Below are 19929 nucleotides of genomic sequence, written 5' to 3'. Positions count from 1 at the left end.
TGTTCAGGTCCTCAGCAGCGGCCCGTTCAGCGTGACGGGTCGCCCTGGGACCAGTTCCACTTCAGCGCTGCGCTCGTTCAGATGGACGATCCGCATTCCCGCAATGCGACTGACCAGTCTTGCGCAGACAAGTTCGCCAGCGCGCCATTCCAGGCTGACCTTGCAGGCGCCGCGTATGCGCAAGCCTCTTACGGAGCCATCCGGCCACGCGCGGGGAAGGGCAGGCAGAAGGCGGATCTCATCATCGCGGCACTGGACAAGCATCTCGGCAATCGCCGCTGCGCCGCCGAAATTTCCGTCGATCTGGAATGGGGGATGCGCGTCGAACATATTGGGATAGGTCCGGTCGGGACCGAGAAGGTAGCGCAGGATACGGTGCGCATGATCGCCCTCGCGCAGGCGAGCCCAAAGATTGGCGCGCCATGCCGTTGCCCAACCGGTGGATTCGTCGCCGCGCAATTCAAGTGACTTGCGCGCGGCCATGGCTAGATCGGGCGTCTCATCGAGGTTGATCTGGTGGCTGGGGAAAAGCCCGTAGAGGTGGGAAACGTGGCGGTGATGCGGCTCGGGCGCTGAGGAATCCCAGTCCTCCAGCCACTCCTGCAATTGACCTTGAGCCCCGATCTCGTCGGGAGCGAGCCGCCTGCTCGTGTCGAGGATCTGCGCAGACAAGTCATCATCCAAGCCCAGGATAGTCGCAGCCCTGGCCGTCTGTGCGAAGAGGTCGCGCAGGATCTGCCGGTCGACGGAGGGCCCGGCGCACACCGATGCCCCGCCGGGATGCTCGTTTTCGGGTGAGATCGACGGATTGGTGACGAGATATCCGCTGGCCGGATCACGCTGCAATGTATCGAGAAAGAACAGCGCCGCTCCCCGCAACAGGGGATAGACAGAGCGCAGGAATGCCGTGTCGCGGTGATAATCGTAATGGTCCCATAGATGCGTGCAAAGCCAGGCGCCGCCCATCGGCCATAGACCCCACGCTGCTCCATCGATCGGCGCAGTGGCTCGCCACAAGTCCGTATTGTGATGTGCGACCCACCCACGTGCGCCGTACATCTCCCGAGCGGTGCTCGCACCGGTCTGCGCAAGATCGCGCACCAGCGCCACGAGGGGGGCGACGCATTCGCCTAGTGCGGTTGGTTCGGCGGGCCAGTAGTTCATTTCAGTATTGATATTGATCGTGTACTTGGACCCCCACGGCGGGTCGTCACTGTCGTTCCAGATACCCTGCAGATTGGCAGGCTGGCTCCCCGGCCGCGATGAGCAGATCAGCAGATAACGTCCATATTGGAAGTAGAGCGCAGCGAGGGCGCTGTCCTGTGATGTCTCACTGGTCCGAATACGTTCGTCAGTGGGACGGTGTGCAGCCGGGGTCTCCCCCAGATCGAGAGAGACGCGGCGATAGAGCCGTCGGTGCGACGCGGCGGTGTCGGCCGCGATACGCGCAAAGGAATGGCGACTGGCAGCCTCTATCTGACTGCGCGTGATCTGCGACGGGTCGCCGCCGACATCGTCGAACTGACGATAGCTGGTTGCCATGGCGATCAGGATCGTCACGGCATCGGCGCCTTCCACTGCAAGCTTGTTGTCGCTGACCGAAATCCTTCCGCCTTGAGGCAGAACGCGTGCCCGTGCCTCGAAGCGCAAGGCTCCCTCCACACCGTGCGCCGCGTTGTTCCGCCCACCAAAGATCAGCGTGCCGCCATCGATCGAAAGCACTCCGTCGTGAGGCGCCCCCAACCCGACGAGACAGTGCATCCTGCCTGGTCGATCGGCGGACAAGTGCACCGCAATGACCTGATGATCGGGCGATGCGATCACCTTGCGGGACCAGGAAACGCCATCGGCCTTGAAGGTTGTCGCGGCAAGGGCTGCATCGAGATCCAGCTCTCGCAAGTAGCTTCCCTGCTCGATGGTGCCGAGGTGAGGCATTGCTATCGTCAGGTCGCCGAAGGTCTGGTAGGCCATCTGGCTCAAGGGGCGAGCCATGAGCCTTGCATCCGCCAGGGTTTGCGCTTGGGTAAAATGTCCTTGTTCGATCAATCGCCGGATTTGCGGAAGTGCCTCGCGCGCTGAGGGATTTACCGGATTGTAGGGCCCCCCGGTCCAAAGCGTATCCTCATTGAGCTGGAGGCGTTCCAATCCGGTTCCGCCGAATACCATGGCGCCGATCCGGCCGTTACCCACCGGAAGGGCCTCGGTCCACTCACGCGCCGGCTGACAATACCACAGGCGATCCCGGGCCGTCGGTATCGGTGCCGCACCGGATGGTACAGGTGAGCCAAGTTCGCCCAATGCCGTGGCCGCTGCTGCACTCGCCGTGCCCGTCAACAGCTTGCGGCGGGTCACCGAGAAATGATCCTTGCCCGCGCCGAGAGGGTGACGCAAAGGTCTGGCCGGGTTGCCGACTGGAACGCTCATCGACTTCTCACTATCCTCTCCGCGTGGGGCCGAAGTGCGGATGGCTTTCTGGCAGCCACTTATCTTGTCGGAGTAATGATAGCGCTATTCAAGGTCAACTGGCGAGATCGATTTAAGTGCTCTGGCCCGGTGTACCTGGGCATTTACGGAAGCCCGGAATGGTAAGCCAGTCAGCCGGCGACGAGGAGTTCCGACAGATCTTCGGGATGGGAGACCCGCTGGCGCGATTGCTGCGCATTGTCGTCCGGCGTCCGAACATGCTGCAGGAACTGATCGACCTGCAACTTGAGCATGATCGCCTGCTGTTCGAGTTCGGTCGAGGACGTCAGCACCTGCGACGCGGCTGCGCCTGTCGACAGCGACGTTTCGCGGACCTGCTCGATATTGGAGGTTACGTCGTCCGCACTGCGTGCGGCCAGGTCGATGCTGCGCGCGAGATCTTGCCCTGCGATCGATTGCTGGTCCACGGCCGCGGCAATCGAAACCGAAGTCGCTTCCAGTTCCTCGATGTCCTTGCCGATCACGCGCAGTGCTGCGACGCTGCATTCGGTCAATTCCTGGATGACGCGGATCTGTTGCGAAGCTTCTTCCGCCGCCCCGCTGGTGCAATCGGCCAGTTCCTTGACCTCCGATGCCACGCCTGCGGAGAGGGCCGCGAGGTCCGAGGCCGAACCCACGGTACCCGTGGAGGATCACCAGCAAGTGATCGACCGGGCCAAGACGATCGCACATATCTTGAGCGACCAGGACAATTCCTGAGACAGGGGAGTGGCAGCCATTCTTGAGGGTCTGATCAAGCGTTCCCGGTTGCAGCCGCGGCCCGAGGACAGCGCAGTCCAAACACCGGAGCCTGTCACGAAGCGGCGCTGCTTGCTCATCGATGACTCGCGTGTCATCCGAAAGGTCGCCCGGCGCATTCTGGAGGGGCTGGCCTATGAAGTCAGCGAAGCGGAAAATGGCGAAGAAGCGCTTGTCCAATGCCGCTCGGCCATGCCCGATCTCTTCATGGTGGACTGGAACATGCCGGTCATGAGCGGCTTGGAATTCGTGACCTCCTTGCGGGGAATGCAGGGCGACCGCCGGCCAAAGGTCATGTTCTGCACCACCAATTCCAACACCGACGATATCCGCAAGGGGATAGAGGCCGGGGCCGACGAATACGTCATCAAGCCTTTCGACCAGCAGTCCCTGCACGCCAAGCTGCTGCGCATCGGCGCCGCTTGACTGATTCGCCTCACTCGGCCGCGATCGGGCTGGTTTCGGGAACTGGTGAGGGAAGCGGTGCAACGCGGTAGAGCCGGAATGCGATGGCGAGCGCTGTGAGCACGAGGGTGCACGAGAAGAACGTGACCCCGTTCCAGCCCACCCCGGTCCAGGCATAGCCACCCGCAGATCCAAGAACGCTCGATCCCAAATAGTAGAAAAACAGGTAGCACGCTGTCGCCTGCGCACGATCCCTGCGCGCGCGCCGCCCGACCCAGGCCGAAGCGATCGCGTGCGCGGCAAAGAACGCAATCGTGACGGTCCCTATTCCGGCGATGATCAGCGGCAAGGCGCTCGCTGCAGTCAGTGCAATGCCGAAGACGAAGAGGACAAGCGGCAGCCAAAGACATTTGCGGGGGCCGAACTCCCCGGAGAAATGGCCCGCGACCGCAGAGCTGATTGAACCGAGCAGATAGAGCAGGAAGATGAGCCCGACTTGGGCCTGAGACAGTGCATAGGGTGGGGCAAGCAGGCGATAACCGGCATAATTGTAGATGCTGATGAAAGCCCCCATGATCAGGAACGCTTCCACAAACAGCCAGGGCAGGGCCTTGTCGGCGAACAGGTGCCGGAAGCCGGCCATATAGCTGCCCCAGGAGTGGTGACGCGGGATGAATTGTCGCGAAGGGGGCAGGATCTTCCAGAAAAGAGCCGCAATGATCAGCCCGGCAATGCCCGTAATGCCCAGCGCATCGCGCCAGCCGAAGTATTCGGTCAGCACGCTCACCAGCAGTCGTCCGCTCATGCCCCCGATCGCGGAGCCGCCGATATAAAGCCCCATCGCACGGCCGACGGCGCCATCCTCGACCTCCTCGCTAATATAGGCCATCGCGACGGCCGGGACGCCTGCAAGCGCCAGTCCGCACAGGAATCGCGCCGCGAGTAGGCTTTGCCAGTTCGGCAACAGGCCGAGCAGGGTGGTCAGTGCCGCCGCGGCCAGCAGCGAAGCGATCATCATGGGCCGGCGACCCAGCCTGTCGGATAGCTTGCCTGCGACCAGCAGCACGAAGGCCATCGGCCCTGTCGCCAGCGATACTGCAAGGCTCGCTTCCTCAGCCGCCACGCCGTAAGTCTTGCTGAACAATGGCATCAGGGGCTGGGTGCAGTAAAGCAGCGCGAATGTCGAAAGGCCGGCAAACAGCATGGCGATGCACAAAAGCCGATAGGCGGCGGTTCCGGGCGTGATCTTCTCGGCTTCCATTCGCCTCGCTATGGAGTGCCTGTAACCGGCCTTCAATGCATGAAGTGGTGCTGCGAGGCGCAAGACGGATAGTTGTGCGGTGAGGGCTGTCACCGTAGATCGAACGATGTTGAACAAGCAGTGGGTTGATGCCGAAGATTGTCGATCACTCAGCCCGCCGCCGGGCCGTCGCCGAAATCGCCGCGAAGCTTATCGCACGCGACGGTATCGAAGGGACCAAGGTCCGGGATATCGCGCGGCTCGCCGGTTACAGTACCTCGATCGTCTCGCACTACTTCAAGAGCAAGCACGAGCTGCTGATGTCAGCCTATCGCATGCGCATGGAAAGGACCGTCGCGCGTGTCGAGGAAGTATCGCGCGAAGGAAGCGCACTTCTCGACAGCCTCGCTTCCGTTCTGCCACTCGACGAGGAACGGGTCGAAAGCTGGCGCATCTGGCTGGCCTTCTGGGGTCTCGCGACTGCAGATGAAACGTTTCTCCAGGAACAACGCCAGCGCAGCCGCGAATCCGTCGATCTGTTTCACCGCGCGATCGTCAACTCAGGCGCCATGCCGGATGACGAGCAATCCCGGCTCGTCGCGCAGGCACTGCTGAGCAGTGTCGCCGGGATTGCAACCCAGGCGATCTACGATCCGGATAATTGGCCAGCGCAAAGGCAGCTTAGGATTCTGAAACTGCATCTGGACAACCACATCCCCGGCTGGGAAAGTCGAAGCGGCTAGGAATTGTTGATGAAGCCTTGGCTCAGGTCCAGGTCTACCTGCTCGGGACGCAACCCGATCTGCCCTCATCCTTAGCGTATTTTCAGTACTGTCGCATGGTCCTGACGCGACGGTCAGACTTGGAAAAAGTCTTCATTCCGGCGTTATTACAATAAATTAAATTGTCTCCGCCGCGCATTTTTTGAATCTCGAGGCGATGAAGCGGCTCAATGGACTTGATGCTCTGCGCGGCATCGCGGCTGTGAGCGTTCTGCTCCATCACATCAACATTGATCGCGTCAGCATGACGTCCAACAATGCCTATCTCGCGGTCGATTTCTTCTTCATGCTGTCCGGTTACGTCATGGCCAGGACCTATGAAGGCCGCTTCGCTACCGGACTGGGGGCGGCCCGCTTCATGTTCCTTCGCTATGCGCGGCTCTGGCCCGTCATGGCATTCGCATTTCTCCTCGGCATTCCCGCGGCACTGACAGGCATGGGGCTGACCGGCATTGCGGTCCTGTCTTTTGCTTTCAACATGGCACTGCTGCCGTACTGGGCTGCCTGGAGTCCCTATCCGTACAATGTCGCGGCCTGGTCGATCTTCTACGAGCTGGTGGCAAACCTCATGCACACGCTTCTTTTCTGGCGGGTGAGGACAAGGCTTCTCGTGCTGTGTGTCCTTGCAATGGGCGCCGTGTTCATCGGCAGGGGTTTGACTGCGCCGATCCTTCACGTCGACGGTCTGGGAGCGTTTGGCTTCGCAGGCGGTCTGCCCCGGGTCTTGATGAGCTATCCGCTCGGCATCGTCCTTTATCGACTTTGGAGGGATGATCCTCCGATCAGCATTCCTGCCCCACTCGCCTATCTGACAATGCCCGTTGTGTTCATGGGATCGGAGTTGAGCGGCGTTCGCAACATATTCATGGATCTGGCTTTCGTCCTGATCCTGTGCCCCGTCATGATCGCTGCCGCACTGAAGTGGGAGCCTCCGGCTGTCGCGAAGAAGCTGGGCGAAATTTCCTTCCCCTTGTACGCGGTTCACGTGCCGGTGATGACTCTGATGTCGATTTCGAAGCTATCGGACTTCCTCGCAATCCCGGCCTCATTCATTCTGGCCGTCATCGTCGACCGAGCGGTGAGCCGCTTGCGGCGAGACAGACTGGCGACCGACCAGACCGAACCCGCGGCTTCGGGTACCCCGCTTCAAGATGCAGGCAGCGGGATCGCCGGGCCAGTTGCTGGCCATGTGCATTTGAACTGAGACCTGATTTTGGTCCTGTGACAACCGGACCCGACAAGCGAGGCGATCATCGCTTTCTTCGATCAATGTAAGCGCTTGCTATGACTTCATTGGGGGCATAGGTACGTGGCATCAGCAAATGGAGAAGTTCATGGCTTTCGGACACTTGCGTTGGCTGTGCTGTGCCGCACTCGCCGTTTCGCAGGCAGCATGCGCGCCCCATTTCGCCTCGCCGGTTCTGGCTGCTGAGGGTTCAGTCAACGCGGCGCATCTGCGAGGCGATGTCCTGTGGTCGGTGCGGGTGCCGGAGCACTGGAATGGCACCTTGCTGGTTTGGAGCCGAGGTTATGCGCGCAAAGCGGGCGCACCCGAGGCGGCTCCGGATCGTTTCATTGTACCCCTGCTGGCGCGCGGATATGCGCTGGCCGGGTCGGACTACGGGTCCGGCGGTTGGGCCCTCGCGGACGCCGTCCCGGCTCAGAACCTCGTGGTGGACGAATTTGCACGCAAGTACGGCAAGCCGCGCAGGGTGATCGGATGGGGCATGTCCATGGGCGGGCTGGTGACCAGCGCTCTGGCCGAACAGGACAAGCCGCGCATAGATGGGGCTCTTGCCCTGTGCAGTTCCATCGGCGGAGCCGTCGGCATGATGAACATGGCGCTGGACGGCGCATTCGCCTTCCGCACGCTGGTCGCTCCGAACGAAGGAATCCAGTTGGTCGGTGTGAAAGACGACATGGCCAATGGCCGCCGCGTCGCCGCTGCCGTCGCGCAGGCGCAAACGTCGGCTGATGGCAGGGCGCGCATTGCCCTGGCCGGGGTGCTGGCCGGTATACCGGGATGGACGGGTCCTGACAGCCCGGAGCCGTCTGGCGATGACTTCGAGGCACAGGTCGACGAAATAGCCAAGGCATTTGCCATGGGGGTGATGCTGCCGCGGGAGGATCAGGAGACCCGTGCGGGAGGGCCATTCTCATGGAACACCGGCATCGATTATCGTCGTCAGCTTGAAAAGTCCGGGCGCAGCGCATTCGTGGAACGGCTCTATCGCAGCGCCGGGCTCGATCTCGATGACGATCTTGCGCGACTGGCCAGTGCCGAGAGGATTTCGGCAAAGCCGCAGGCCGTCAGCTATATGATGGCGCATTACACGCCCGATGCGAACCCGCGCGTCCCCCTCCTCGCTGTTCAGGCTATCGGCGACGGCATGACGTCCCCGTCGCTGCAACGGGCTTACGGCAAGGCTGCGCCCGGCACTCTGGTCCAATCGCTCTATGTGCGGAGAAGCGGCCACTGCGCATTTTCGCAGGACGAAATACTGGCCGCGCTGGATACCCTGGAGGGAAGGCTCGAAGCGGGGCGGTGGTCCCGCCCCGGAGCTCCCTTCATTGCCTACGATCCGCCGCCGATGCTGCGCCCGTGTTTCCGCGGCCGCAGCTGCCAATAGTCGCCTGTCAATCGATCCCCTTCTTCTCGATTGTCCAGTCTGTTCCGCTGCACAGGCGGCAGTTCTGTCCCTTGAAGGTGCGAGCCGCTGTCCTGTCCCCGCGCAGCTGCCATTCGAGCCAGTCGACCGCCACGTGAGCGACCGCGCCGCCCATCGGCTCGAAGAATGTGCCTCCATGGCCTACCGGCAGGTTGAGCAGGACCGCGGGCACCTTTTCAATCCGTGAGAAATCATCCACGCCGTTGGCATAGGCGATATCGGTCGGCCCACCCAGAATGTAGAGCGTGGGCGTGTGAAATCCGCCGAGCATGGCCTTGTCGACGTGCATCCCCGCGATGGCCTGGACCCCATCGTTGAAGATGCCCGAATTGTCGATCATCACCGTCTTCACGCGGGGATCGGGGGCCAGTTCAATGGCCTGCAAGCCACCGCAACTGTGGCCTGCCACGGCGATCTGGTCGATGGCGATGTGGCCGGCATAGGGACTGTCCGACTTGCCGGCCTGGGCAATTGCCCAATCGATTCCGGCACGGACATCCTCTGCTGTCGTGGCGGGCGGCGGCAACTGGCCATCTGCGCCGGCGCTGCGGGAGGGCTTCCGGGGAGACATGGCATGCGGGCCGCTGCGGATTTCGCCCGGTGCAATGACCAGATAGCCGTAGGACGCGATTTCCGCGAGATGGAGCCGCGCGCTGGCCCCGTCATCTGAACAGCCGCCGTTGCCCCACGCAAGCACCGCGAGTTTCCTGGCACCCATCGCTGACAGATCCCTGGGCCGATAGATGACATGATCGGGGAGCGAAGGGTCCATCTCCATAACGGCGGGGAAGGGGCCGTCGCCGGCGGTATCGGGAATTGCATCGCGCTTCGCCTGGGCGGCCGCCATGTCGGCCGGACTGGGGCGAGCGGTTTCCTGCGCTCCTGCGGCAACAGCGATGCCTGCTGTGAAGATCATGGCAACGAAAGCGGCTTTGCGTGTCGAAAGCATTGAAATCCTCCAACTTCCCGGGGGGTAATTGCGCCTTGCAAGCGCTTGCGTAGAGATGTAGCATAGCTATACGTCATTACAATCATAATGAGAGAGGGGAGAAGTCGGCATGCTCTTGCGCTTCACCATCGAGGCTGCCGCTCCGGCGCTCTGCGGTCATTCATGACACACCTGTTCCTGGCCACCGGAGACCTTGCGATGGATCGCGAGGTTTACGACGAGAGCTTCGTGGCGACGCGCGATGCGCTGCAGGCAGCCGATGTTACCTTCGGTCAGTTGGAAACCAGTTTTGCCGAACGCGGAACGCGCCTTCCGCAGGCTCGACATGCCGTCCTCGCAAGGCCTGAGGGGGCGGCTGCACTTGCGCGCGCCGGGTTCAATTGCATTTCTATGGCGGGCAACCATTGCATGGACTGGGGAGTCGAGGCCTTTTTCGAAACCCGGGCCAATCTCGATTCCGCTGGCCTGCGTGTCGTTGGCGCCGGCAAGGACATTCGCGAAGCGCGCAGGCCGGCAAGGTTCACGCTGGGCGATGGTACACGCATTGCCGTACTCGCCTATTCGAGCATTCTGCCGCAAGGATATTGGGCGGATGAACGCCGGGCCGGCTGCGCGCCGATGCGGGCATTCACGGTCTATGAACAGATAGAGCACGATCAGCCCGGTACACCGGCACGCATTCACACTTATCCGCATCGCGAAGATCTTGCTGCGATGGAGGCGGATATTCGCGCGGCCAAGGCCGATGCCGACCTCGTATTCGTGTCGCAGCACTGGGGCATCCATTTCGTACGTGCCGAAATCGCCGAGTACCAACGCGACGTCGCCCGCGCGGCGATTGCTGCCGGGGCGGATGCGATCTTCGGTGGACACGCGCACATCCTCAAGGGGTGCGAAGTGATCGACGGCAAGCCCGTGTTCTATTCGCTTTCTAACTTCGCCACCGACTTGCGCATGGACGAGGCGCATGCCGCTTCGAAGAGCTGGAACGAAATACGCGTCCTGGCGGAAGAGTGGGAGCCGGACTTCGGGGGGCTCTACAACTTTCCGACAGCATCCCGCCTCGGCATGGTCGCACGGATCGAAATTGCGGACGGCAAGATGACGAGGGCCGGGTTCCAGCCGCTTTACATCGGCCGTGACGCCGTACCCCGGTTTACCGCAGCAGGCAGCGACGAGTTCACGCAGACGCTCGACTACATGCGGGCCGTCACCGAAGAGGCGGGACTCAACGCGCGGTACCGGATCGAGGGCGAAATCGTCGAGATCGAGGGCGTGGCATGAAGCGCAGTCCTCTGCTTTCTGTTCCGCTCGAAGCCTGGGTCATGCTCTACCTCTTGAGCTACCTGCCCAATGTGATGGTCACCAAGTACGTCACGTCCGTGCCGCACGGTAACCTGGAGCGGCCGCTTACTGGCCTTGAGACCCTGCCGGCCTCGCTCATCATCAGCATGGTGCTGACTTACGGCTTTATCTGGCTTTCGGGCTGGCACCGCGATGCGCATGCCGTCTCGATCGGCAGGGCCCGCCTTCCGGTGCCGACGCGATACACGCTGCTGTCGGGCATCGGGACCGCGCTGATCCTGTTCACCGTTCCGCTGTCCTTCACCTTTCAGGGTGTCAGCATCCCGTTCATCCAGCTGCTCATGCGCGGCGACATCCTGATCATCGCGCCGCTCGTTGACATGATCTTCGGACGCCGGGTGCGCTGGTGGAGCTGGACGGCTCTCGCCATGGTCTTGCTCGCGCTGTTCATCACTCTTGCCGATCGAGGCGGATTGAAGCTCCCGCCGATCGCGATCGTCACGATCCTGCTCTACACGCTGGGTTATTTCATCCGTCTGGCGGTCATGACCAAGATTGCCAAGAGCGGCGATCCGGCATCGGTAAGGCGCTACTTCGTCGAAGAGAAGATGATTGCCTTGCCCTTGTCGGTCGTGGCACTGGGCCTGCTTTCCGCTTCGGGCATAGGCGGGCAGTCGGGCGAGCTGGCCTGGGGCTTCGTCAAGATCTGGAGCGATCCAGCACTCTGGTCGCTTGCCTTCATCGGCGCCACCCTGACCGTCATTTCCGTAATCTCCATCATCATCCTGCTCGATCCGCGCGAGAACGCCTATTGCGTCCCGCTGGAACGTGCGGCGAGCCTGGTTGCAGGGGTCGGGGGGACAATCCTTCTCGCTGCGTTCTTCGGCTTGCCTGCGCCGCGTCTTGCCGAGCTGGTCGGAGCGGGCATCCTGATTGGAGCGATTGTTCTGTTGTCTGTCGCACCGCGACTTTCCGTATCGGCCATGCGAGCCAGAGCGGAAACGAACTGAAGTCCGATGGCCGGATCGGTGCGGATCCGGTTTGGAAAAGGGGAGAGAAAAATGAAGCAATCTGTCGTGAAAAAGCTGGCGACCTGCGTATCGGCAAGCGCTGTAATGGCGTCTCTGGCCGCGCCTGCATGGGCTCAGGACAGTGCAAGTTCGACCGATGATGCAAGCGCTGTCATAAATAAGTCTGCCGACGACAAGCAGATAGAGGCGATCATCGTTACGGGCAGCCGCATCCGCGGCGTTGCCCCCGTAGGCTCGAACGTCATCGCAATCGGAACCGATGAGATCGCCCGGGAGCCTGTTACCTCGACCAACGACCTGCTGCGCCGGGTGCCGCAAGTGGTTTCGCTCGGTGCGAACCGCAATGGCGGGACTGCGCAGAACGGCGCGGCAAATGCGACGCGCGGCGCCGGCATCAATCTTCGCGGGATCAGCACCAATGCGACGCTGCTGCTCTACGATGGCAAGCGATTCCCGCCGCAGGGAACGCAGGGCCAGTACACCGACCCGTCGGTCATTCCCGCCATTGCGCTTGAACGGGTCGAAGTTGTCGCGGACGGCGCCTCCGCAATCTACGGCTCTGACGCGATCGCGGGCGTGGTCAATTTCATAATGCGCAAGAATTTCGACGGCGTTGAAGTACGCGGGCGTCTGGGCATGACCGACAGCAAGTATGCCGAGCAGCAGATAGCGGGCGTCATTGGCAAGACGTGGAATGGCGGCTCGGCCATGATCGCGGCCGAGTTCACGCACAATTCCGCGCTGCGAGGCTACGATCTGGACTGGTACCAGGACGACAACCGCGCCCGCGGCGGCCGGGACCTGCGTACCACCAATTGCGATCCGGGCACGCTTTCAGTGGGGGGCACCACTTACGCGATCCCGCAGGGCGGGCTCACTGCGGCCAATGCGGGAACGCTTGTGCCCGGCACATCGAACAAGTGTTTCCTCAACGCTCAGGACACGGTGATACCCAAGCAGAACCGCTATAACGTGGTAGGCAACATCTCGCAGGATCTGACCCCGGACATTCGCCTGTTCGCCGATGGGTTCTATTCCTACAGGGACGGCACGATTGCGGGGGTGAACACGATCAACGCCACGGTGCCGAGCACCAACCCCTTCTTTGTCTCGCCCGTCGCCGGGGCGAGCTCGGTCAGCGTTGCCTATTCGCTGGTGCCGACCGTCGGGCCTGACTTCAATCCCTACCATGGCTCGTCCTGGAATCTGATGGGCGGCATCGAAGCGCGCCCCTTCGGGGATTGGCGCGCCACGGTCTACTATGCGCACGGCGAATCCGAGGACGTTGCCGATCGCAGGCTCGGGATCAATTCGGGCGCTCTCGCCGTAGCACTTGCCGACACCGATCCGGCTACCGCCCTCAACGTCTTCGGCGGGCCCAACAATCCCGCGACAATCGCGGCGATCCGCGATCGCCTGTTCGTCATCACCGGCAAGACGCGGCTCGACGTGGTCAATGCGCAGATGGATGGCTCGCTCTTCGAACTGCCGGGCGGCGCGGCAAGGCTGGCGGTGGGCGCCGAGTATCGCAAGGAGTATACCTTCACCGACCTTGAGATCGGCTCGAGTGTCTCGGCCGCGCATATCGCCGATGGCGGATCGCGCAACGTGAAGGCGGTGTTCGGCGAGCTTTTCGTCCCGGTCGTGGGTGCGGGCAACGCGATGTCCGGTATCGAGCAGCTTTCGCTGTCGCTCGCGGGCCGCTACGAGAAGTACAGCGACTTTGGTCACACCTCGAACCCCAAGATCGGCCTGACCTACAAGCCCGTGGACGCCGTCACGATCAGGGGAAGCTACGGCACCTCGTTCAGAGCGCCTACTTTTACCGAAGTGTCGACTGTCGCGGGCGGTGCCGGCCTCTATTACGACCTGCTGCCGGGGCCGGCCGGCAACCAGCGCGGCATCGGCATTGCCGGCGGCAATCCGGATCTCAAGCCAGAAACCGCGACGACGTGGTCGGTCGGCGGGGATATCGCACCGGTTCGCGGCCTGCGCGCAACGCTCACCTACTTCCATATCGACTACAAGAACCAGATCCAGGCACTCAGGGGCACGCCCGGATTGCTGACCAATCCGCTTTACAGTTCGTTCGTCATCCTGAACCCGTCCGCGGCACAGGTGCAGGACCTGATTGCTTCGGGCCTTCCGATCAACGCGCCGATCGACGAAACCAATGTGACGTTCATTGCCGATGGACGCCGTCAAAATCTCGGGCGTTCAGTGGTCGCCGGACTGGATTTCGGTGTTTATCTCGACTGGGCGATCGGTGCGGTTCAATTCGACGCGAGCGCTCAAGGAACCTATTTCAGCAAGTACGATTTCGAATCGGTGCCCGGTGCAGGGCTGACAGGCGTGCGCGGCACGATCAACTTCCCCCAGAAGTTCCGCTCGCAGGCCGACCTCGGCGCCCGCTTCGGCAAGTTCAGCGCCCGGATCGTCTGGAACCACCTCGACGGCTACGAGAACAACACCGTGACCCCTGTCCAGAAGGTCTCCTCCTACGATACGTTCGACGTCAACCTTGGCGTCGATGTGACGAGCGCCTTCCATGTCGGCCTGGACGTGAGGAATCTGTTCGACCGCGATCCCCCCTTCGTCGACACCCAGCGCGGACACGATCCGCAGTCGGCGAACCCCGTCCCGAGGCTGATCTCCATGACCGCGGGGGTCAAGTTCTGATGCCTCTTGCCTCGCTTCTCTCCCTCATCCTTGCTGCAGCGGGTTCCCCGCAGGCGGGCAGTTGTGCGAGCCTTCGCGGCTCGCACGGCGAGGTTACGGTGGACGCGGCAGTTGCGATAGATCCGGCGCCGGTCTGGATGCCCCGGCAGGAGACCTTCTACACCCCGGTGCCGATCAAGGTTCCGATGTGCCGGGTGGAAGGGCGCATCGAGGGCAATATCGGATTCGAGCTATGGTTGCCCGAGCAATGGAACGGGCGCCTGCTGGGGGCAGGCGTCGGCGGGGACGCCGGTGTTTTCAACTACCGCGACATGAGCCTGCGCATTTCGCAAGGATTTGCGGTGGTAAGCACCGATAGCGGGCACAAGGCAAGCCAGGCGCACTGGATGACCGATGCGAAGGCGCGGACGGATTATACGCACCGCGCTCTTCACCTGACGACCCGGGCCGCAAAGGCGCTTGCGGAGCGATTTTACGGGCGGCCTGCCAATCGGTCCTACTTTACCGGCTGCTCGGGCGGCGGGCGCCAGGCGCTCAAGGAAATGGAGACGTATCCGGGCGACTACGATGGCGTGATTGCCGGTGCGCCGGGCCCCTACATGCCTCTGCAATCGGTACGCATGCTGTGGTTCGCGCTGGAGCAGAAACGGCGACCCCAAGCGGCGCTGACCGATGCCGACTGGCACTTGTACGAGACGCGCGTCACGCAGCAATGCGATGGTCTCGACGGGGTTAGCGACGGCATCATGGAAAATCCGGCCGCCTGCCGCTTCGATACGGCTACGTTGCTCTGCAAGCCTGGCCAGACCGGCGAATGCCTGAGCGCGCCCAAGCTTGCCATGCTCGACGCGATCATTGCGCCGATGCCGGACGAGCAGGGGCGCCCGATGGACAAGGGCTTGTTTCCCGGCGTGAGAACCCGTCCCGGACCTCCTTCGCCCTTGCTGAGGGCCATGTGGGCGGACGGTGTTTTCGGCAATCCAGACTGGGATGAAATGACCTTCCGTCGCCGTGCAGATCTTGCCGCTGCCAATCGCAAGATGCCCGAACTAAGGGCGGACAGGACTGCGATTGCGCCATTCATCGCCAGTGGCGGCAAGGCTATCATGTATCAGGGTTGGCAGGATCCCTCGGTCAATGCCGGCCCGACAATCGACTTCTACGCAGCGCTGGCGCAGGCCAACGGCGGAAAGGAACAGCTTGCGCGGTCGGTGCGCCTGTTCATGGTGCCGGGCATGTACCATTGTCGGGGCGGGCCAGGCGCCGACATCTTCGGCGCCTCCGCCCAGATCCCGGTGCCGGACGATCGCGACCCTTCGCGCGACATGCTCTGGGCATTGATCCACTGGGTGGAAGATGGCCTTGCGCCTGAAAGCATCGTCGCCGCCCGGAAGTCAGAAGGCGCAGCCTCGTTCACGCGAAAGCTATGCCCTTTTCCGCAATCGGCTCGATACGATGGCAAGGGGCGGACCGATTCGGCATCTTCGTGGAAGTGCGTGGATGATCCGCTTCTCGAACGCATGATGGGATCATAGGATGCGTGAGACATGCGACCATGTGAGCGACACGCTCTGTCAGTGGGTTAGTGATCTCGCGTTCGGCGACCTGCCCGAGTCGACTGTGGCAGCGGCGCGGCACGTCCTGCTCGATGCCAGTGGTGTCATTCTCGCTGCAAGCGGACTGTCGCCGGAGGTCCGGCCCTTTATCGCCCTTGCCGAAGGTGAGGGGCCATGCCGTATCCTTGGCACGGGAATGACGGCACCGCCGCAGATGGCGGCCTTTGCCAATGGCGCCATGGCCCATGCGCTTGATTATGAGGATGCCTTCGACCGCGCGCCGGGGCATCCGAATGCCAGCCTCGTGCCGGCCCTGCTGGCACTGGCGCAAAGCCACGGATCGGTCGACGGCGAGCGGTTTATGGCCGCACTTGTCGCCGGTTGCGAAGTCTCGTGCCGCCTGGGGCTTGCACTGCGCAGGCCGATGGAAGCGGGCGGTTGGTATCCGCCGCCGATCCTTGCCGGTATAGGAGCGGCAGCCGGCGCGGCCAAGTTGCTCGGCTGCTCGCCCCGACAAGTGCGCAGCGCAATCTCGCTCGCCATGTGTCAGGTGACGATCCCGGGCGAGATAAAGCACAGTGCCGGCACGGTCATTCGCGCGGTCCGAGAGGCTTTTCCCGCTCAGGCAAGCGTCCAGGCCGCCCTACTGGCGCGGGCCCGCGTTGCGGGATTCGAACGCCCGCTGGAAGGCGAGGCCGGCTTTTACGCTCTCTATGCTGGTGGAGCATTCGATCCAGAGGCATTGGCCGGTGATCTTGGGCAGCGCCTGTGCATCGAGGAACTGACCTTCAAGCCCTGGCCCAGTTGCCGGGGGACGCATCCGTTCATCGAAATGGCTTTGGCCCTGCGCGAGGACCACGACCTGACGCCGCCGCAGATTGAAGCGATTCATGTCGGGATCGACGACGTGCAGCGGATGTTGACCGAACCGCCGGCGCGCAAGGCGGCTCCTGAAACTGCCATCGACGCGAAGTTCTCCATTCCTTTCACCGTTGCCCTGGCGATTGCGAGGGGAGGGGTGGGGCTCGATGACTTTGGCGCCGAGACGCTTTGCGATCCTGCCCTGCTTGCGCTGGCAGGCAAGGTCGTGGCAGCGGCCGACCGTCAGACTGGAGCGCGCGCACGAGGGGTGGGCGGTTCGATCCGCATCGAACTGGCCGACGGGCGGTCATTTTCGGCCGGGTGCACAACCGCGCGCGGCAGCCCGCAGATGCCGCTCAGCGAGGCGCAACTGGTCGAGAAGTTCATCGACTGTGCCGCGCGGGCAGAAGTGCCATTGCCTGCACGGACAGCCAGTGCCCTTGCTGACAGGATCCTTGCGCTGGAAAGCTGCCAGGACGTCGGCCAACTGTTCGCCTAGACCGCGCAGAGCGACAAAGCGCCGATCGACTCAAGTCAATGTTGCAAGGTCAAGATGCTGAATCAGGATTGATGGGTCAACGCGGAGGCCCGGTAACTCCGTCCGGGTCGGCATCGCCGACGGAAACCTGCCCAGTGAGCACGACATTCTGGTATGCGTAGGGTATCTCGATCCCGGCTTCGTCGAACCGCTTCTTGATCTGTTCTAGCAGATCGTATTCGACCGATTTTGAGGTTGCTGCATCCGGGCACCAGGCGCGAAGTGAGAGATCCACGCTCGATCCACCAAGGTTGATCACCGGGCATCCGACAACTTCCGTAACGCCTTCATGCGCTTGCGCCAGATCGAGTACGATCTGGCGAGCCTTGTCGATATCGGACGCGTAGCCGATCGAGATTGTCAGCGACATCATGACCTTGAGATCGACCGAGGACAGGTTGATCATGATCTGGTTTGCGATCGTGCCGTTGGAAAGGACGATACGCCGATTATCGAAGGTGCGTAGCACGGTGTAGCCAAGCGAGAGCTCCTCCACGATTCCCGTCTCGAGCCCTGTCGGTGCCGTCAGTTGCAGACGGTCGCCGCGACGAAACGGCTTGTAGATCACGAGACTGATGCCGGAAACCAGATTGCCCAGCGTGGACTGCGCGGCAAATCCGACCACGACCGATACGATGCTGACCCCTGCGAGCAGTGACGTCGTCAGCTTGTTCAGGGAAGGCACGAGATGGGAAAACAGAAGCGCCAGGACGATCCACATGACGAAAGTCGCCAGATGCTGGATGAAGCTGATCGTCATCCGGTCGATCCGTTCGTTGGGATCGTGATCGATCAGGGTCACTACGGCTCGGCGAAGCAGCCAGCTCAGCGCGAAGCCGAAGAGCAGGAACAGCATGCCGAGCGCGAACGCGCCCCAGAAATGGCTCGGATTGAAATACTCGGTGAGATCGAGCAGCACCCGCGATGGCCCCCACCCTCCTGACGTGGCGGTAACTTCCGTCGGCGGGACATCCCGGGCCGCTATCGATGGCAAAGTCATGTGGCGAACCAATATTCCATGAAAGGTGTCAGCAACAAGGATGTTTTTCTTCGAACGCCTGATTTGCGCCGTATTCCCGCAATTCAGGTGGCAGGCACGCCAGGACTGCCCGCCTCATCGCGAAATCCAGAACCTGTCGTGTAGCGGATCAGGAATGGGCGTCCAAAGATACGATGCCCTGCAGAACCGGATTCAGAACAGTGCAGCGGTCATGGTCAGCAGATTGTCGACAAAGCGGCGTGCTATCGCTCGGTTGGTGGCATCGCCGCGGTCGATCTCGATGGCATCCTTGAGCCAACGCTGCTGACGATCGCGTAACTGAACCGCAAGCTCGGCTGACTCGAACAGGATGTTGTTCTCGAAATTCAGTTCCAGGCTGCGGCGATCCATATTGGAAGACCCGATCAAGGCCAGGGCATCGTCTACCACGACCGTCTTCGCATGCAGCAGTCCGCCGTAATATTCGAAGATGCGTACCCCGGCTTTTGCAAGAACCGGATAGTAGGCACGGCTGATGGCTCCGACGATCCGGTTATCGTTACGACGTGGAAAGACGATACGAACCTCTACCCCGCGTCGCGCTGCTGCGACTATCGCGCCGATCAGCGGCGGATCGGGCGCGAAGTACGGCGTCGTGATCGTCACGCTGACTTTCGCTGCCGCGAGCACGGCCACGAACATGTCGGTCATCGTTCCGCGTGGCGAGAGTGGCCCTGTCCCGGTGGCGATTGCGGCGAAACCATCGGCTGAAGGCTGCGGCGGATCCATGGTCATGTATGGACGCAGATCCTCTCCAGTTTCGGCAGTCCATGCCGAGGCAAAGATGATGTCGGCCTGACGTGTTACCGGCCCTTCGTAGCGGACGAGAATATCGACCCAGGGAGCGAACCTTCGTTTGACGAGAAACGCCGGATCGGCGCAATTCTGGCTGCCGCAGTACGTAACGCGGCCGTCGATGACGGCAATCTTGCGGTGATTGCGCAGATCGGTGCGATGCCCCACGAGAAAGCCCAAGCCTAGCGGCGCCTGGAGCGAGCTGCAAAGCCGCGCCCCGGCATCGCGCATCGCGCTCCAGCGCGCGGAGTGGATCAGTGAACGTGATCCGATCGCGTCGGCAACGATACGGCACGTTACCCCTCGCCGGGCGGCGCGGCATACGGCCTCCACGACCTTCGTGCCGTTATTGTCGCCTAGCCAGATGTAGAAAGACAGGTGAACCGACTGCTCTGCAGTATCGATATCCGCGACGAGCATTGCGATCCCGGTATCGGAATCAGGCGCGATACGCGCCGTGTTTCCAGTCGAAACCGGCCAGTGCGATGCGGCCTCGAAGGTCCGGAAGGCGTTAGTGGCCAAACCCGCGGTGCCGGCCTGTTGTGCCGACCGGGGAGCGAACGGGAGGAACTCTTCATATACGCGCCGCCCGCGCTCCCGGAAACCCCGCGAAATCCAGGGTTCGCCAAACAGAAGGTACAGGATCACGCCGATCACTGGCAGGGCGATCAGCAGCAGCAACCACGCCGCTCGCGCATAGGAATCGCGCCCGTCGAGCAGGATCGCGCGGACTATCACCGCAAGATAGAGCGCCGCGACGATTAGCCATGTGGCCGTCCCCAGGTCAATCAATGAGGTTCCACCCTGCCAGCCCCGCTTACCTATCGCTCAGTGTTTCGTTCGTTGGCTGATGATCCA

General features: G+C 62.2%; 15 protein-coding genes. 9 read left to right on the top strand and 6 right to left on the bottom strand.

Going from position 1 to position 19929, the window contains the following annotated elements:
* Positions 1 to 3: 3 nt before the first annotated feature.
* The gene (locus PP1Y_RS01465; RefSeq protein ID WP_013836332.1) at positions 4 to 2424 is read right to left on the bottom strand and encodes a glycoside hydrolase N-terminal domain-containing protein; all 2421 of its coding nucleotides are present in this window, start codon (positions 2422 to 2424) and stop codon (positions 4 to 6) included.
* A gap of 170 nt (positions 2425 to 2594) precedes the next feature.
* The gene (locus PP1Y_RS01460; RefSeq protein WP_051009918.1) at positions 2595 to 3101 is read right to left on the bottom strand and encodes a hypothetical protein; all 507 of its coding nucleotides are present in this window, start codon (positions 3099 to 3101) and stop codon (positions 2595 to 2597) included.
* Between the two features lie 130 nt (positions 3102 to 3231).
* Between PP1Y_RS01460 and PP1Y_RS01455 the strand changes: the two genes are divergently transcribed.
* A complete protein-coding gene (locus PP1Y_RS01455) occupies positions 3232 to 3648 on the top strand; it encodes a response regulator (protein WP_013836330.1) in 417 nt (138 codons plus the stop codon).
* A 10-nt stretch (positions 3649 to 3658) separates the two neighbouring features.
* Here PP1Y_RS01455 and PP1Y_RS01450 read toward each other — a convergent pair whose 3' ends face one another.
* Entirely contained in the window at positions 3659 to 4888 is a 1230-nt protein-coding gene (locus tag PP1Y_RS01450; RefSeq protein ID WP_013836329.1) for an MFS transporter, read from the bottom strand.
* A 128-nt stretch (positions 4889 to 5016) separates the two neighbouring features.
* On the opposite strand from PP1Y_RS01450, the gene PP1Y_RS24545 reads away from it, so the two are divergent.
* The 3 genes from PP1Y_RS24545 (at position 5017) to PP1Y_RS01435 (ending at position 8279) form a co-directional block, all read left to right on the top strand.
* Entirely contained in the window at positions 5017 to 5610 is a 594-nt protein-coding gene (locus tag PP1Y_RS24545; RefSeq protein WP_013836328.1) for a TetR/AcrR family transcriptional regulator, read from the top strand.
* 196 nt (positions 5611 to 5806) lie between these two features.
* Entirely contained in the window at positions 5807 to 6853 is a 1047-nt protein-coding gene (locus PP1Y_RS01440; RefSeq protein ID WP_013836327.1) for an acyltransferase, read from the top strand.
* Positions 6854 to 6983: 130 nt separating this feature from the next.
* Positions 6984 to 8279: an alpha/beta hydrolase gene (locus PP1Y_RS01435; protein ID WP_013836326.1), complete on the top strand. Its 1296-nt coding sequence runs from the start codon at positions 6984 to 6986 to the stop codon at positions 8277 to 8279.
* A 7-nt stretch (positions 8280 to 8286) separates the two neighbouring features.
* On the opposite strand, the gene PP1Y_RS01430 is transcribed toward PP1Y_RS01435, so the two are convergent.
* Positions 8287 to 9267, bottom strand: coding sequence for a hypothetical protein (locus PP1Y_RS01430; RefSeq protein WP_232512300.1), 981 nt, complete (start codon positions 9265 to 9267; stop codon positions 8287 to 8289).
* Positions 9268 to 9429: 162 nt separating this feature from the next.
* Between PP1Y_RS01430 and PP1Y_RS01425 the strand changes: the two genes are divergently transcribed.
* From PP1Y_RS01425 to PP1Y_RS01405, 5 genes are read left to right on the top strand one after another with little or no spacing between them, the layout of a single operon-like run.
* Positions 9430 to 10551: a CapA family protein gene (locus tag PP1Y_RS01425; RefSeq protein WP_013836324.1), complete on the top strand. Its 1122-nt coding sequence runs from the start codon at positions 9430 to 9432 to the stop codon at positions 10549 to 10551.
* Positions 10548 to 11582: a hypothetical protein gene (locus PP1Y_RS01420; RefSeq protein WP_013836323.1), complete on the top strand. Its 1035-nt coding sequence runs from the start codon at positions 10548 to 10550 to the stop codon at positions 11580 to 11582. Before PP1Y_RS01425 ends, PP1Y_RS01420 begins: the two co-directional genes overlap by 4 nt.
* 51 nt (positions 11583 to 11633) lie before the next feature.
* On the top strand, positions 11634 to 14282 hold the full coding sequence (locus PP1Y_RS01415) for a TonB-dependent receptor (protein ID WP_158511822.1): 2649 nt from the start codon (positions 11634 to 11636) through the stop codon (positions 14280 to 14282).
* The gene (locus PP1Y_RS01410) at positions 14282 to 15817 is read left to right on the top strand and encodes a tannase/feruloyl esterase family alpha/beta hydrolase (protein ID WP_041558175.1); all 1536 of its coding nucleotides are present in this window, start codon (positions 14282 to 14284) and stop codon (positions 15815 to 15817) included. Before PP1Y_RS01415 ends, PP1Y_RS01410 begins: the two co-directional genes overlap by 1 nt.
* 1 nt (position 15818) lies before the next feature.
* Positions 15819 to 17198, top strand: coding sequence for an MmgE/PrpD family protein (locus PP1Y_RS01405; RefSeq protein ID WP_013836320.1), 1380 nt, complete (start codon positions 15819 to 15821; stop codon positions 17196 to 17198).
* A gap of 76 nt (positions 17199 to 17274) precedes the next feature.
* On the opposite strand, the gene PP1Y_RS01400 is transcribed toward PP1Y_RS01405, so the two are convergent.
* Positions 17275 to 18237 (bottom strand): mechanosensitive ion channel family protein, encoded by a 963-nt coding sequence (locus PP1Y_RS01400; protein WP_232512299.1) that lies wholly within the window; start codon positions 18235 to 18237, stop codon positions 17275 to 17277.
* Between the two features lie 192 nt (positions 18238 to 18429).
* On the bottom strand, positions 18430 to 19863 hold the full coding sequence (gene cls, locus PP1Y_RS01395; protein WP_013836318.1) for a cardiolipin synthase: 1434 nt from the start codon (positions 19861 to 19863) through the stop codon (positions 18430 to 18432).
* Positions 19864 to 19929: the final 66 nt, after the last annotated feature.

Origin of the sequence: Novosphingobium sp. PP1Y (assembly GCF_000253255.1) — a bacterium.
GTDB lineage: Bacteria > Pseudomonadota > Alphaproteobacteria > Sphingomonadales > Sphingomonadaceae > Novosphingobium.
Note: the sequence above shows the minus strand (reverse complement) of the source record. Positions and strands in the feature narration are given on the sequence as shown.

Bases quoted from the DNA above. Each gene is read 5' to 3' on its own strand.
- PP1Y_RS01465 (WP_013836332.1), bottom strand. From the start codon at position 2,424: ATGAGCGTTCCAGTCGGCAACCCGGCCAGACCTTTGCGTCACCCTCTC.
- PP1Y_RS01450 (WP_013836329.1), bottom strand. From the start codon at position 4,888: ATGGAAGCCGAGAAGATCACGCCCGGAACCGCCGCCTATCGGCTTTTG.
- PP1Y_RS24545 (WP_013836328.1), top strand. From the start codon at position 5,017: ATGCCGAAGATTGTCGATCACTCAGCCCGCCGCCGGGCCGTCGCCGAA.
- PP1Y_RS01440 (WP_013836327.1), top strand. From the start codon at position 5,807: ATGAAGCGGCTCAATGGACTTGATGCTCTGCGCGGCATCGCGGCTGTG.
- PP1Y_RS01435 (WP_013836326.1), top strand. From the start codon at position 6,984: ATGGCTTTCGGACACTTGCGTTGGCTGTGCTGTGCCGCACTCGCCGTT.
- PP1Y_RS01430 (WP_232512300.1), bottom strand. From the start codon at position 9,267: ATGCTTTCGACACGCAAAGCCGCTTTCGTTGCCATGATCTTCACAGCA.
- PP1Y_RS01425 (WP_013836324.1), top strand. From the start codon at position 9,430: ATGACACACCTGTTCCTGGCCACCGGAGACCTTGCGATGGATCGCGAG.
- PP1Y_RS01420 (WP_013836323.1), top strand. From the start codon at position 10,548: ATGAAGCGCAGTCCTCTGCTTTCTGTTCCGCTCGAAGCCTGGGTCATG.
- PP1Y_RS01415 (WP_158511822.1), top strand. From the start codon at position 11,634: ATGAAGCAATCTGTCGTGAAAAAGCTGGCGACCTGCGTATCGGCAAGC.
- PP1Y_RS01410 (WP_041558175.1), top strand. From the start codon at position 14,282: ATGCCTCTTGCCTCGCTTCTCTCCCTCATCCTTGCTGCAGCGGGTTCC.
- PP1Y_RS01405 (WP_013836320.1), top strand. From the start codon at position 15,819: ATGCGTGAGACATGCGACCATGTGAGCGACACGCTCTGTCAGTGGGTT.
- PP1Y_RS01400 (WP_232512299.1), bottom strand. From the start codon at position 18,237: ATGACTTTGCCATCGATAGCGGCCCGGGATGTCCCGCCGACGGAAGTT.